Raw genomic sequence first — 12,587 nt, 5'->3', positions numbered from 1 at the left:
GATGATCGTGAAACGGATGGTCAGAAGCCGCTGGTGGATCGTGGTTGGCTCGCTCATGGGACTGACGGTCGGTAACGTCACTGTCCTGCAGTTTTCGACATCGGTGCTGATGAAGTCCATCATGGCCGAGTTCGGCTGGAATCGCAGCGTGATGTCCGTCGCGGTCATGCTGGGGTCGATCTTCGCCGCGATTGCCACGCCCGTCGCTGGCAGACTGATCGACAGACGCGGAATCAGACGGGTCACGCTGATTGCCATCGCGCTCTTTGCGCTGGCCATCGCTGCCATGTCACTGGCGCCGGCCATTCCCGCGGCGTTTTTGGCCATGTTCGCGGTAATGGGACTGTTCAGCGGCGGGCAGGCACCGCTGCCTTATGCCAAGGCGATTGCCGCGGCATTCGATCGGCGACGCGGCCTCGCAATGGGCATCGCCATGACAGGCGTAGGCCTGGGCGCGGCACTCGTGCCCCGGCTCACGCAGCTGTATCTCGACAGGCTCGGATGGCGAGGCGCGTACGTCGCGATCGGCTTGACTGTGTTCGTCATCGCGTTTCTCGCAGTCGCGCTGTTTATCCGTGATCCAGCTGCCGCGCCTCGCAGCGCGCAGGCGCACATGCGCGGCCCCGGCTTGCCAGGGATCGAAGCGGGGGAGGCAGTGCGCAGCCCGGATTTCTGGAAGCTTGCGATAGTGTTCCTGTGCATTCCAATCGTCGTCAACGGCACCGTCGTGCACCTTGTGCCGTTGCTGACTGACCGCGGCATTCCGACGAGCCAGGCGGTAACCGTGTTTTCGGGCATCGGGGTGTCGTTGATCGTAGGGCGCTTGTTGTGCGGTTTCCTGCTCGACCGGTTTTTCGGGCCCCATGTCGCGATCGCGTTCGTGATCCTGCCGGCCATAGGTGTGATCGCACTGCTGGGCAGTGCCGGCGTATCGCTCACGACAATCGGTGCGGTGCTGGTCGGACTCGGCATGGGCGCGGAAGTCGATCTCATCGCGTATCTGCAGAGTCGATATTTCGGCCTGCGCGCGTTCGGACAGATCTACGGCTACCTGTTCGCAGTGTTCACCGTCGGTACCGGACTCGGGCCTTTCGTGATGGGAGCGGCCTACGATGCCACCGGTTCCTACCGTCCCGCACTGATAGCGTTCCTGGTTGTACTCACCTGCGCCGGATGGCTGCTGCTGCGTCTGCCGCGCAGTTATCCGTATCCCGTTCAGGCTCCTGCACATGGCGGCGCATCAGAAGATCCGCCGCGTGCAAGCCTGGCCTAATTCACTTCCTTTTTGACATCCATGAAACTCGTTACTTACCAGCACCACGCAGACATTTCGATCGGCAAGGTGGACGGCGATCTTGTGATTGACCTGCCACGCAACGATCCGACCTTGCCGCCCACCATGAAGGCGTTGCTCGAGGCCGGTCCGGAAGCAATCGCGCGTGCACGCGCCGTGCGGGCCGGCCACGCCGTTGCGCTATCGGAGGTCACGCTGCTTGCTCCGCTGTCGAATCCGTCCAAGTATCTCGCGATCGGCATGAACTATCGGAAGCACGTGGCGGAGGCGGCCAAGGTTGGAGTGCAGACCCCGCCCACCCAGGTCTGGTTCAACAAGCAGGTTTCCTGCCTCAACGGTCCGTTCGGTGATGTGCACCTGCCCGCAGTATCGGATCAGCTCGATTACGAAGTCGAACTGTGCGTGGTCATCGGCCAGCGCTGCCGGCACGTGAGCCGCGAAGCAGCGAGTTCGGTTATCGCGGGCTTTATGGTGTGCAACGACGTGTCGGTGCGCGACTGGCAGCTCGCCACGCAGACGATGACGATTGGCAAGTCATTCGACACCTGTGGACCCACCGGCCCATGGATCGTCACCCCTGACGAACTTGGTGACCCACACGCCTTGCGTTTGCGGCTGTGGGTGAACGGCGAACTGCGTCAGGACGATGTGACCGGCGCAATGATTCACGATATCTACGACCAGATCGCTCACCTGTCCACCGCCTTTACGCTCGAACCCGGCGATCTGCTGGCGACAGGCACACCGTCGGGCGTGGGCGTCGCGATGAGTCCCTCTGTGTACCTGAGAGCTGGTGATGTGATGCGCGCCGAAATAGAAGGAATCGGTTCAATCACAAATCGCGTCATTGCCGAGCCGGTGTGAGGCAGGCGGGCAGCGCTTGCCGGCGCGCGTCCAGTATTACCCGGGCGCTTTGCCGCCCGCTTCACGTCGGCGTACACGACGCGCGACGGCGAGCTTGCGATTGACTGCGGGCGCGTCTTCGTAGTTGTCGACAAGGTTGGAGTAGACCGCTCGGAGGGTATTGAGCGTGATTTCCAGTTCGCGGGCCGATACGCCCTTTACAGCCGCGCGTTCGATTTGCCAGGCGCGTGGTGCGAGTTCGCTGACGATGCCAGCTCCCTCGGAGCTCAGGGACAGACGGATCGTCCGGCGATCGGTGGCGGACTCGCTGCGGCAGATATAGCCCTTTGTCTCGAGGGCACCCACAGCGCGTGAAAGATAGGATAGTTCCGACCCAGTACGACTTGCGAGATCGGACAATGTCTGATGGTCTTCGTGGCGAAGTGCCGCTAGTACGCGCCAACCCTGAAGGTTGATGTCGTAGGACTTGAGGTCGTCGCTGAAACGTGCCGCGATGATGCTCGCCGCGAGATTGAGCAGATATCCGACCGAATTGTCGAGGTCGTGATCGGGACGTTCCTTGGGCAACGGCTGCGTGCCCCGTTCTCGGGCGCGCGGCTGACGTGTGATGGAATCGGAAGTGGTCATGAATCGCATTCGTCGGTTGGGTTTGAACCTGAATGATAGCTTAAGCTACTGTTTTGCAGGGGCTGTCGCGCTTAATTTAGAGGCAATGCCATATAGGTGCCTCTGTTTCGCGGTGACGCCAATCATCTATGTGGGGGTACTGGCGCGTCGTCGTGAGGGAGGCGTGGCCGAGATTGTCGCGACCAATTTTAGATCGACCTGCTGATCGGCCATGTGAGAACCCGCGCTATGCCGAAGCCAGTGGACCGAGGCCTGCTCAAGGCCACCAGCCCGCTCTTTATTCGTATCGCCGCCAGGACGTAAGCTGTTCGCTGCGCCTGAGAGAACTTCCTTGACGACCTTGTGGGGCGCCGCACGAGTCAAGGGCTTGCGCACCGTGCCGACTGGCAGCATCAGCGGCGTGTCCTCGCCGAGTAAGGGGAAGGCTGATAAATCCTGTGCGCGCGCCGGCTGAATCCGCACCCACCCACCGCAGGTGGCGTATGCGCACGTCTGCGGGATTTATGGCCGGCAGTTCAAACAATTGCATGTTCCGCGTTAGAGCGATCGGCTATGACCTTGCGTTCGCGCACTGCCAATTTTCCCCGATGTAACACCTGCCCAGATCGGGGAGGCGGAAAAGTACTAAATGGGGCCATTTTTCTACGTCTGGTCCCGATCGCCCAGCATTGATTAGGGATTCGAACCACGCTAAAAATGTTGTACAGTGCATCCAGCAGCGATACTGCTCTGAACAATCGATGATTAGTTTCTGACATATAAAAGCCCCGTCAGGAGCCAATAGAATGGTTGATGAATTCAATGCACCGTTTAGCCCCGGCGACAACCTGCAGCAGCGATGTGCTTGCGTGCTCGTGCTCGATCATTCCGGCTCCATGGAAGGCGAACCGATTGAGAAGCTCAACGCTGCGCTGCGCGATCTGCATCGAGCAGGATCGCGACACCGGGCGGTTGATTGGTAACGCCTCGGCCGCGCGTGATGGTGAGCGGGCTTAAGCCGCCGAAATCGTCGCGGCGAGGCAACGCGATGAGAGGCAGCGCAGTAGGCCGAATCGAGTTCAATCGATTCGAGGTGCTGCTCGGAAGCTGATTAGTCGAGCCTGTCATGAAAGCCATTAAGAAGCCCAATCCCGTACTTGTAGAGTTCGCGACGACATCACGCGAAATGCAAACGACAGAAGGCCCAGTGAAGCTCACCCAGGGTGATGCGTTGGCGACTGGGCCGGCCGGTGAGCGCTGGCCCATCGGCCGCGATCGTTTCGAGGCATCCTATGAGCCCGTCGCACCGACGCGAATGGGCGAGAACGGTAACTATCTGAAAAGAGTTGAAACGGTGGACGCCCGACAAACTCCGATCGCGACGGAAATCGATCTCGGCGGCGGGCAAGGAACACTGCACGCCAACCCGGGCGACTGGATCATTACGTCTGGCAGCGGCGAACGATGGGTCGTGGCCAACAATATTTTCCAGCAGACCTATGAGCTAATTCCCTGACGATCATGCGCATATGGATACGTTGAAACAACGAAAATTGCTCGCGATCGACGGCGGTGGGGTTCGCGGTTTGCTTGCCGTGCGTATCCTCGCGCGTATTGAAGCTCTGTTGCGCGAACGAAGCGGTCGTCCTGGCCTCGTGCTCGCTGAGTATTTCGATTACATCGCGGGCACGAGCGCAGGTGCGATTCTCGCCGCGGGTCTCGCGCTAGGCATGAGCGTACAGCAGCTCGACTCGCTATTCGTCCACGATGCCAGTGCGATGTTTTCGCCGACCACCAATTTCATCAAGCGTTTGCTTTTCGCGCGCTACGATGCCTCGGCTTTGCGCGATTATCTGCAGAAGATCTTCGGCGCTGACACGACGCTAGGATCAACCAGACTTAGAACCTTGCTCATGCTGGTCATGCTCAATGCGCGCACCAATTCGCCATGGCCGATCAGTAGCAATCCTTACGCCAAATACAGCGACATGCGGCACGGAGCCGACAGCAATTTGAATCTTCCGCTTTGGCAATTGGTACGAGCGAGCACCGCTGCCCCCTATTTTTTTGACCCAGAGCGCATTCGCATCGGTTCGCAGGTTCACCTGTTCTACGACGGCGCGATATCGTCATTGAACAATCCTGCGTTCAAGTTGTTCCAGATGGCCACACTGCCGTGCTATCGACTGGAATGGCCCACCGGCGCCGATCGGATGTTGTTGGTGTCGGTTGGTACTGGCCTGTTGCCAAAGGAAATCACGAGGCAGACGGTCGCCGACACCCAAGTGGCTGCCACCGTTCTTGCCGCGATGCAGTCACTGATGTTTGCTGGCACGACCGAGGTCGATGTGCAATGTCGCGGCTTCGCACGCGTGCTCGCCGGCGACGAGATCGACAGCGAGATCGGCGACCTTCGAGACCATACGCCAATCGGTGGCACGCCGCTCTTCTCCTACATGCGTTACAACGCGCTGCTGACGCCGGAAGGGTTAGAGGCGATCGGATGTGGGCATCTGGCGCATAACGCGTTCCGGCTTGACGACGTTCACGCCATGGCAGCCTGCTCCGAGATCGGTGATGCAATCGGCCGGTCGAAGGTCAAACCCGAGCACTTCGCGGACTTTCCGCCCAGTGCCGGGTTCGGTGACGTCGTAGGTAGCGACGCAAACGGTACGCCGTAACCGGTGCCGCATGAGTGCCTGGTGACTTGACTCCTCAGGAGCACGTCTATGGATGCTTCCATGCACAGTATGATCAGGCGGGTATTTTCCTGCGTTCGGATGCCGAAAACTGGCTCAAGGCCGGAGTGGAACTGTCCGATGAGGTGCTCGCGATTTCGTCGATACTCACAGTCGGGAGTTGTTCTCCGCAGCGCGCCAAGATTGGCGAATTCGACCGCTTTGGGGCTATCAAACCCTCAACCATCGTGTCATCGATCGCCCGATGGCGGCCAAACGCGCGGTGAACGCGATCAGCCACTTCGATCGCCCGTTCGCCTCGTCCGATGTAGTCGCTAATTTCCCGTGCATGCCCGCTGGCTCTTGCATGTGCGCGAGCCAGCACCCACGCGCGGTACGCGTCGCAAGGGCGAACCGGTTGCGGGGCGTACCCACAAGCGACCCCGTCCGGTGCGCAAGGGCACAGCGACAGAGAAGTCGGCGTGATCGATGAACCCGGCATTGGGGAAAAGGAAGGGAGCCGTCTGCCCGCCGATGGGCGCGCCAATGTGGTATCGCGATCGCGTCGTGCGCGTGGTCGCCGAAGCCAGTGGTCAACATGCGGTGATCGAATCGATCGACGTCAATGCGCGGTCGTTTCGCAACGTGGTGAAATGGATTAGTCTGGCCGTTCTGGACCAGGCCAGGGCGGCGCAGCGTGAAGAGCACTTACGTCAGCGCGAAACGGCCGGGCTGTGGCCTGCTGCGCGACTGTCCGCCAGCATCGTCGCGCGGGGTCGATGCGCCAGCCATGGAAGCGTACAACCCGGAGCGGGTGCCCCAGCCTGAATCATGGCTTGAACTCGACGAACAGGAGCGGATTCATGTCATTGAAACCTGGCATCGCGTCGCCCGGATCAAGCTTCCCAACGTCAAGACACACGCCGCGCTACACGCGATCGTCGAAAATCAGATTGCCCTGGACCTTGAGCCTGTGGTCCGGGCGATGGATCGCCTGAGGAAAGGGGGACTCACGCGACACGATGCTATCCACGCGATCGGCTCAGTTGTCGCAGAGAATCTGTTTGGCATGTTGGACGCGAATCAGAACGACGATGCGGCGGCTTCGCAGGCGCGCTATTACGCGGCGCTCGACCGCCTGACTGTAGTGAGCTGGCGCAGAGGTGGGCCGTGATGTACGTTGCCCCAACGACACCTGCGAAGCCAGGAAGGACACCGCCACGCCGGAAACGAAACTTGCTGTACGTGCTTTCATGCAATTCCGTTCCGGCCGCCAGCGCTCCTTCAACCCTTGCGCTGAGCAATCTCCCCCAGTGCCGTGCGCCCGAAAATCCCGTATGGATTGCCCAGCGTTTCAAGCTCTTCATAGTGGTTATAAAGGGTCGCCTGAACGACAGGCGTTCGCTTGCCGGCCGCATTGAGCGCAGCGGAAAAATCGCGCGACTGGCGCTGGAACTCCGGGGTGTCAAGCGACGCATAGCCGATGGTGAGTGGGCACACCAGGCTGTCAATGTGGCGTGCCGGACTCAGCTGCGCTTCGGTCGCGTCGGTCAGGTGGACGTACTTGCCGCGAGCCGAAAGCCGCACCGGGTGCAGGTCGTAGAGACCGCTAATCAGCAGCGCGTGTTTGAAGACGCGGCTATCGATACCGTATTTTGCCTGCCAGTCTTGCGTCAGCGCGACGGCCAGCAGATGCGATCCGGACGAATGCCCGGATAGATAAATCTCGCGATTATTGGCGCCGAATGTCCCAGCGTTCCTGACGATCCACGCAATGCCGTTCTGCACTTGCTGCGCCATGGCCGCGAGATCCCCGTTCAGGTCTTGCACCCATGCGAAATCGAGCACCACAAAATTGATGCCCGCGCCGACGAATACCTCGGCGAGAAACGCGTAGTCGCGCGCATCGGTGACGCGCCATGCGCCCCCGTGAATGAAAACGTGAACCGGCGCGTTCTTCGCACGGGTCCGGTAGATATCCATGCCTTCAATCGGCGTCGTGCCGTAAGACGCGCGTTGCGGGCGTCCCAGCCGCGTCAGCGCGTCGTTGCTACGATCGCGATATCGAGCTATCAACTGGCTTTCATTCGGGGCGTAAGCACTCTGGTTATAGGCTTTATCGAGTTCGGCCTGAGTCATGCCGGACCAGACAATGGGACTATTAGCGGCATTAGCAGCATTAGCAGCATTAGCAGCATTAGCAGCATTAGCAGCATTAGCAGACGCAGGCTGTTTGTCGGCGACGCAGGCAGCTAGCGGCGTCAGCGCGCAACTGAGGCCCGCCAGCATCAATCGTCTACGGCTTACAACGGAGTAGGGCAACTCGCTCGATGGCTCTTTCATGCAGGCAGTCTCCAGGGGTTAGCGTCAACGACAAAGTGTCGATGCTACGGCCGCGACCTGCCTGAGCAATATAAGGAGAGGCCCTAGGGGCTGATCTTTTTTCGATATCAGGAAGGCGAAGCCTGACGGTCCGACTCGCGGCGAAACGCACGGATCGCTTCGCGCAGCGTCGGAAAATGCGGCCACGGCAGCCCCGCGTCTTCCAGACCGCGACTTCTCAGCCACTCAAGGGTTTGTGTATAGCGGCCGGCCACGACCATCGTGACGCCGCGCGCTGCGAGTTCGCGTTGAAGTTCAGTCAGCGTCTGGCGGCCGGTGACGTCGACGGACGTAACCGTCAATGCGTCCAGCACGAACCAGCGCGGCGCGAGGCCGGGAGTATCGACTAGCTGTAACGCTGCCCGCTTGAAATAGCGCGCGTTGAAGAAAACGATGGGAGAGTTGAATCGGAACAGACATAAGCCAGGGATGAATCTGGCCGTTGGATGCCGGTCGACACTGTGAAAGCCTGGCATTCCCTCCACTTCGCCGAGCACTTCGCATGAGGGCCGTGCAACGATCCGGATAAAGCGCACTAGCGCCAGGACCACGGCGAGCAGGATACCTTGCATCGAGCCCAACGTAACGACTCCAAGGGTCGCGACGATCGAAATGACAAGCTCGCCTTTCGCTTCCCGCCATAGCGTCGCGATCGTTGCAACATCAACCAGCGATATCGCGGCCATCACCAGCACAGCACCCAGGGCAGGGATGGGTACGTATTGAAGCGGTCCCGTGAGAAACACCAATACAACAGCGACCGTCGCGGCTGCAAATAGCCCGGCAACCTGGGTGCGGCCGCCGGCGGTGTCGTTCATGGCAGTGCGGGAGGAGGCACCACTTACCGCAAAGCCTTGCGATAGCGCCGAAGCGATGTTCGCGACGCCGAACGCCGCCAGTTCGCGGTCGTCGTCGATGTCGTAGCCGTTCTTTGCGGCAAAGCTGCGCGCTGTCAGGATGCCGCTGCAAAACGCGATTAATGCGATGCCGGCTGCGTCGGCAAACAGCGTGTTGAGCGATTCGATTGTGATGTGCGGGAGAGACAACGCGGGCAGGCCGGCGGGCACCGGGCCGATAGTTTGCACACCTTGGGCGTCGAGCCCAAAGCCCTTTGTTGCGAGTGCAGAAAGAGCCAGCGCTATCAGTGCGGCAGGCACGCGGGGCAATAGCTTCGGTGAAACCAGCAGCACCACAAACGAAGCCAGACCGACCGCAAGCGTTGGGATGTGGGTCTCTCTGAATCTCCCCGCGACCTCCACCAGGCGTGTAATGATGCCGCTCGACACCACCTTGAAACCGAGTAGTTTGCCCATCTGACCGAGCACAATCGACAGCGCTACCCCATTCATGAAGCCGGCCAGTATGGGACGCGACAGAAAATCCGCACACACGCCAAGCCGCAGGAAACTGGCGCCGACGCACAGCAGGCCTGCGACAAGGGCGAGCGTCAATGACATGGACAGATACGCTGCAGAACCGAGCGCTGCCAGTGGCGAAATGGCAGCGACGATCAATGCACAAGTCGCAGCGTCGGGGCCGACGATCAACTGGCGGGATGTGCCGAAGAGCGCATAGGCGACCAGCGGCAGGATGCTCGAATACAGACCAATGGCCGGGTTGAAGCCCGCGAGCTGCGCATACGCAACGCCGACAGGCAATGCAACTGCCGCAACACACAGGCCCGCGACGAAATCATGGCTAAGATCCCGTGTACGGTATTGGAGGAGGGCGGCCAAACCTGGAGCGATACGTGCAATACGTTCCAGTGCGCGGGATCGGATGCGGGTCGGTACCTTGCTCAAAGTCTATTCAACTCTCGACGTGGCCGCGACGCGTGGCATCGCGCCATAGAAGGGGCGAGAAGGCCGGAAGCCGATCTGCGTGGCACGTAAAGACATGGCCGGACCTACTGTCCTGCACGGCTCGACATCGACGCTCTCACTTGCAGCCTGACATAAATTGCGGACTACCACCATGTGACTTTAGTCCCATTGCCTGTATAAGGCACGAAGTGAGCACAGCTATCGGCGAAAGCCTCCCATGCCACCACCGCCGCCCATGCCACCACCGCCGCCCATGCCACCACCGCCTCCCATGCCACCACCGCCGCCTCGGTCGGTCTGAGCAACGCGTCGGCTCTGGGCTGCACCACGCTGCCGGTTCTGCATGTCCTGGTTCAAGTCCCCAAAGGATCCTTGTGCGCTGGGCCGGCTGGAGCCAGCCGCCAGATTTTGGGGATTTCCGCCGCCCGGCCTGGTCACAGCCGGTTGCGTTGGACGCTGCTGTTGAGCGCTCTGTGTCCTTTGCTGAACAGTGGCGGAGTTGGCGGTCTGGGCACCTGTGGGCCGCTGCTGCTGGGCGCTCTGTGCTCTTTGCTGGGCGGTAGCGGAGTTGGTGGTCTGGGCAGCTGTGGAGCGCTGCTGCTGAGCGCTCTGTGCCCTTTGCTGGGCGGTGGCGGAGTTGGCAGTCTGGGAGCCCGCCGCACGTTGTTGCTGAGCGCTCTGTGCTCTCGGCTGCGTGCTCTGAGGCGTGGGCTTATTCACCGAAGACCACGAGCCATTATCGTATTTCTGCCAACTGCCATCGGTGTTTCTGTAGACGTTCCCGTCGCGCCCGGCGTACATGTCGCCGCCCGCGGTTTTGCCCGCCGCCGCGCGGCCGTTGGCGTTCTGGCCGGCAATTGCCTTGCCTCCAGCTGAATTCTGATACGTACCAACTGAGCCGTTGGCTGTCGTTCTATGCTGCGTCGCCGCCCATTGATTGCCCTTCGTGACAACGGAACTTCCCCAACTGCCGTAGGCGTTCGATCCCTGGCGCGTCGCGGCATAGGCTCCCGTGTAGGGGTTGTAGGCCTGCGCGACACCGCCGCTGCCATAGCGCCCAGAGGCCGTCGCGCCGCGTGCATAGGTGCCTGTATAGGGATTGTAAGAGGCTCCCCACTGAGCGCTACCGCTCGGCCCGTAAGCCACCCCCCGCACACCGCTCGCTCCTGTGTAGGGGTTGTAAGTGCGATAGCCGTAGGGCATCGGACGCGGATAGTAAGCCGGATAGAGTCCGCGGCCCACGCCAACGTACGGCGGATAGTAGTAGCCGTTGCCGTCGGCGAGGATTGCCCCGACTGCTACGCCAGCGATGAACATGCCGAGATATCCCGCCGTGTAGCTTGCCTGCACGGTACCTGTCGGGGTCACCTGCTGTGTGACGTAGGTCACGTTATAGACGGGTGAGCTAGGCGGAATCGTATAAATGACCTGAGGCACAGAGGTGGTGGTTTGCCAGGGTCCCCCGGGTGACGAAGAATCGAACCAGACACCTTGGGAACACACGTAGTAACGATTGTCCGCCTTGATCACTTTGTCCGGCGTGTTGGTTGCGTACGCCAGCGGAGTGCCTTCAATTGGCTTGAATTGGGGGTCGCCGCTGTACGAAACCTTGACGGCGGCCGCGGCAGCGGTCGGGTTGACCTCGACTGTCGTCGGGATCTGCGCGAGCAGGACAGCGTCGGCTGCTTCCGGCGTCCCGGGCACGGAACTCAGGACCCGGGCGGCCGGGCTGTCGCGCGGAATCTTCGAGAAATCGGGCGGCAATTGATTCGTCGCAAACGTCCACGGCCCGCTGGGTCCGGGGGCGGAAAACCAGCGGCCGGCAGTCAGGAAGTAGAAGGTCTTGTTCGGCGAAAAGACGAACACGTCGCTATCGGTATTCTTCGCGAAGACCAGCTGGGTGCCGGGAATCGTTGCATAGACCGGTTGTCCGTTGAAGACAATCAGTTCAGCCGGCGTATTGCTGAAGAACACGCCCGGTGCTTTGGCCTTGTGCCCTTGGGGCGCTGGGATGTAGGGCTTCAGGTCTGCCCAGGTGGGATCAGCAGGAATCTTCGCCATCTTGGCGGGAAGCGTTTTCGTTTCCGCCCATCCGCTTTTCAGGTCGGTCGACGTCACCCATGTCTGCCCGGTGAACAGGTAGTACTGGTGGGTCGCGTTGTCGACGAATAGCGGCCAGTTTGCGTTGACCACGAACGAAAGGTCTGAATTCTGAATCGGCGCGAGCACCGGTTCGCCGTCGACGAACAACAGGACCGCAGGCCCGAAACTCGCGAAGATCGCTGGCGGGTCGTTCTTGACGGCGGCTACCGGCGGAGCGTTTTTTTTCTCCACACTTGCAACAAGACGGTCGACGGATAAGGTCAGCGACGCCTGCGGATTGATAAATTTTCTCACCAGCTGATCGAGTTTCTGGCTCGTTGCCGGATCTGCGCCGGGAAACGACGTGCTGATTATCTGCGGGCTGCTTAAAAGTACGTTGCGGCTGTCGATATCCACGTCCGTACGTGTTTGCAATGTGATGACGCCCACTTGCGGCTTACCTCCGCGGGGAACAACGGTAACCGCCATTCGACCGGTCAGGACCTTGAAGTCTTTCCAGTCGTCAATCTGTGGTTGGTAGTAGGTGAGCGTCGCGCCGTCCCTGTCAAGTTCACGCGGCCAGCCGGGGTCCTGAGTTGCGGCGCGGACCGGCTGAATGGCCGACAAAGCCAACGTCAACGCCAGGGCCGATGCTCGGACGGGCATTCTTGATGCTGACATGTTTCGCTCCTGGCCCGCCTCAATGATATTTCCGCAGGGCGCCAGGAGCCAGGAACGGGAAACGAAGCTGCCGGCACGGCCTGGTCCTGACGGCGGGGTAGCCATGGCCGTCAGTGACGCAGACCTGGAAAAGCTTAGATTCATGACAGCAAGCATGCAATTGGACCTTGGTCCCAT

12 protein-coding genes and 1 pseudogene are annotated in these 12,587 nt (G+C 60.6%); 8 read left to right on the top strand and 5 right to left on the bottom strand.

Going from position 1 to position 12,587, the window contains the following annotated elements:
- Positions 1-16 precede the first annotated feature (16 nt).
- Positions 17-1,273: an MFS transporter gene (locus PQR27_RS26125; protein ID WP_408528304.1), complete on the top strand. Its 1,257-nt coding sequence runs from the start codon at positions 17-19 to the stop codon at positions 1,271-1,273.
- Between the two features lie 21 nt (positions 1,274-1,294).
- Positions 1,295-2,158, top strand: coding sequence for a fumarylacetoacetate hydrolase family protein (locus PQR27_RS26120; RefSeq protein WP_408526506.1), 864 nt, complete (start codon positions 1,295-1,297; stop codon positions 2,156-2,158).
- A 36-nt stretch (positions 2,159-2,194) separates the two neighbouring features.
- Here the strand turns inward: PQR27_RS26120 and PQR27_RS26115 are convergent, their stop codons facing one another.
- Positions 2,195-2,785, bottom strand: coding sequence for a MarR family winged helix-turn-helix transcriptional regulator (locus tag PQR27_RS26115; RefSeq protein ID WP_408526505.1), 591 nt, complete (start codon positions 2,783-2,785; stop codon positions 2,195-2,197).
- Between the two features lie 76 nt (positions 2,786-2,861).
- Positions 2,862-3,229 (bottom strand): annotated as a pseudogene (locus tag PQR27_RS26110) (site-specific integrase); the annotation flags it as partial.
- A 341-nt stretch (positions 3,230-3,570) separates the two neighbouring features.
- Between PQR27_RS26110 and PQR27_RS26105 the strand changes: the two are divergent.
- From PQR27_RS26105 to PQR27_RS26080, 6 genes are all read left to right on the top strand, one after another.
- On the top strand, positions 3,571-3,747 hold the full coding sequence (locus PQR27_RS26105; RefSeq protein ID WP_408526504.1) for a hypothetical protein: 177 nt from the start codon (positions 3,571-3,573) through the stop codon (positions 3,745-3,747).
- Between the two features lie 143 nt (positions 3,748-3,890).
- Positions 3,891-4,280 (top strand): PGDYG domain-containing protein, encoded by a 390-nt coding sequence (locus tag PQR27_RS26100; RefSeq protein WP_408526503.1) that lies wholly within the window; start codon positions 3,891-3,893, stop codon positions 4,278-4,280.
- A gap of 13 nt (positions 4,281-4,293) precedes the next feature.
- Entirely contained in the window at positions 4,294-5,445 is a 1,152-nt protein-coding gene (locus tag PQR27_RS26095; RefSeq protein WP_408526502.1) for a patatin-like phospholipase family protein, read from the top strand.
- Positions 5,446-5,471: 26 nt separating this feature from the next.
- Positions 5,472-5,729, top strand: coding sequence for a DUF1349 domain-containing protein (locus PQR27_RS26090; protein WP_408526501.1), 258 nt, complete (start codon positions 5,472-5,474; stop codon positions 5,727-5,729).
- Between the two features lie 202 nt (positions 5,730-5,931).
- Positions 5,932-6,270 (top strand): hypothetical protein, encoded by a 339-nt coding sequence (locus tag PQR27_RS26085; protein WP_408526500.1) that lies wholly within the window; start codon positions 5,932-5,934, stop codon positions 6,268-6,270.
- Positions 6,233-6,616: a hypothetical protein gene (locus PQR27_RS26080; protein WP_408526499.1), complete on the top strand. Its 384-nt coding sequence runs from the start codon at positions 6,233-6,235 to the stop codon at positions 6,614-6,616. Before PQR27_RS26085 ends, PQR27_RS26080 begins: the two co-directional genes overlap by 38 nt.
- Positions 6,617-6,726: 110 nt before the next feature.
- Here PQR27_RS26080 and PQR27_RS26075 read toward each other — a convergent pair whose 3' ends face one another.
- From PQR27_RS26075 to PQR27_RS26065, 3 genes are all read right to left on the bottom strand, one after another.
- Positions 6,727-7,581: an alpha/beta hydrolase gene (locus tag PQR27_RS26075; protein WP_408526498.1), complete on the bottom strand. Its 855-nt coding sequence runs from the start codon at positions 7,579-7,581 to the stop codon at positions 6,727-6,729.
- 311 nt (positions 7,582-7,892) lie between these two features.
- Positions 7,893-9,560 (bottom strand): SulP family inorganic anion transporter, encoded by a 1,668-nt coding sequence (gene sulP, locus PQR27_RS26070; RefSeq protein WP_408526497.1) that lies wholly within the window; start codon positions 9,558-9,560, stop codon positions 7,893-7,895.
- A 285-nt stretch (positions 9,561-9,845) separates the two neighbouring features.
- A complete protein-coding gene (locus PQR27_RS26065; RefSeq protein WP_408526496.1) occupies positions 9,846-12,410 on the bottom strand; it encodes a hypothetical protein in 2,565 nt (854 codons plus the stop codon).
- Positions 12,411-12,587 lie beyond the last annotated feature (177 nt).

The organism is Paraburkholderia fungorum, from assembly GCF_046027215.1.
Taxonomy (GTDB): Bacteria; Pseudomonadota; Gammaproteobacteria; order Burkholderiales; family Burkholderiaceae; genus Paraburkholderia; species Paraburkholderia fungorum_D.
The sequence above is the reverse complement of the archived record's forward strand: the minus strand, read 5'-3'. Positions and strand labels throughout refer to the sequence as shown.

Excerpts from the sequence above, each read along its gene's own strand:
- PQR27_RS26125 (WP_408528304.1), top strand. The coding sequence starts at position 17 with ATGGTCAGAAGCCGCTGGTGGATCGTGGTTGGCTCGCTCATGGGACTG.
- PQR27_RS26120 (WP_408526506.1), top strand. The coding sequence starts at position 1,295 with ATGAAACTCGTTACTTACCAGCACCACGCAGACATTTCGATCGGCAAG.
- PQR27_RS26115 (WP_408526505.1), bottom strand. The coding sequence starts at position 2,785 with ATGACCACTTCCGATTCCATCACACGTCAGCCGCGCGCCCGAGAACGG.
- PQR27_RS26105 (WP_408526504.1), top strand. The coding sequence starts at position 3,571 with ATGGTTGATGAATTCAATGCACCGTTTAGCCCCGGCGACAACCTGCAG.
- PQR27_RS26100 (WP_408526503.1), top strand. The coding sequence starts at position 3,891 with ATGAAAGCCATTAAGAAGCCCAATCCCGTACTTGTAGAGTTCGCGACG.
- PQR27_RS26095 (WP_408526502.1), top strand. The coding sequence starts at position 4,294 with ATGGATACGTTGAAACAACGAAAATTGCTCGCGATCGACGGCGGTGGG.
- PQR27_RS26085 (WP_408526500.1), top strand. The coding sequence starts at position 5,932 with ATGAACCCGGCATTGGGGAAAAGGAAGGGAGCCGTCTGCCCGCCGATG.
- PQR27_RS26080 (WP_408526499.1), top strand. The coding sequence starts at position 6,233 with ATGGAAGCGTACAACCCGGAGCGGGTGCCCCAGCCTGAATCATGGCTT.
- PQR27_RS26075 (WP_408526498.1), bottom strand. The coding sequence starts at position 7,581 with ATGACTCAGGCCGAACTCGATAAAGCCTATAACCAGAGTGCTTACGCC.
- PQR27_RS26065 (WP_408526496.1), bottom strand. The coding sequence starts at position 12,410 with ATGTCAGCATCAAGAATGCCCGTCCGAGCATCGGCCCTGGCGTTGACG.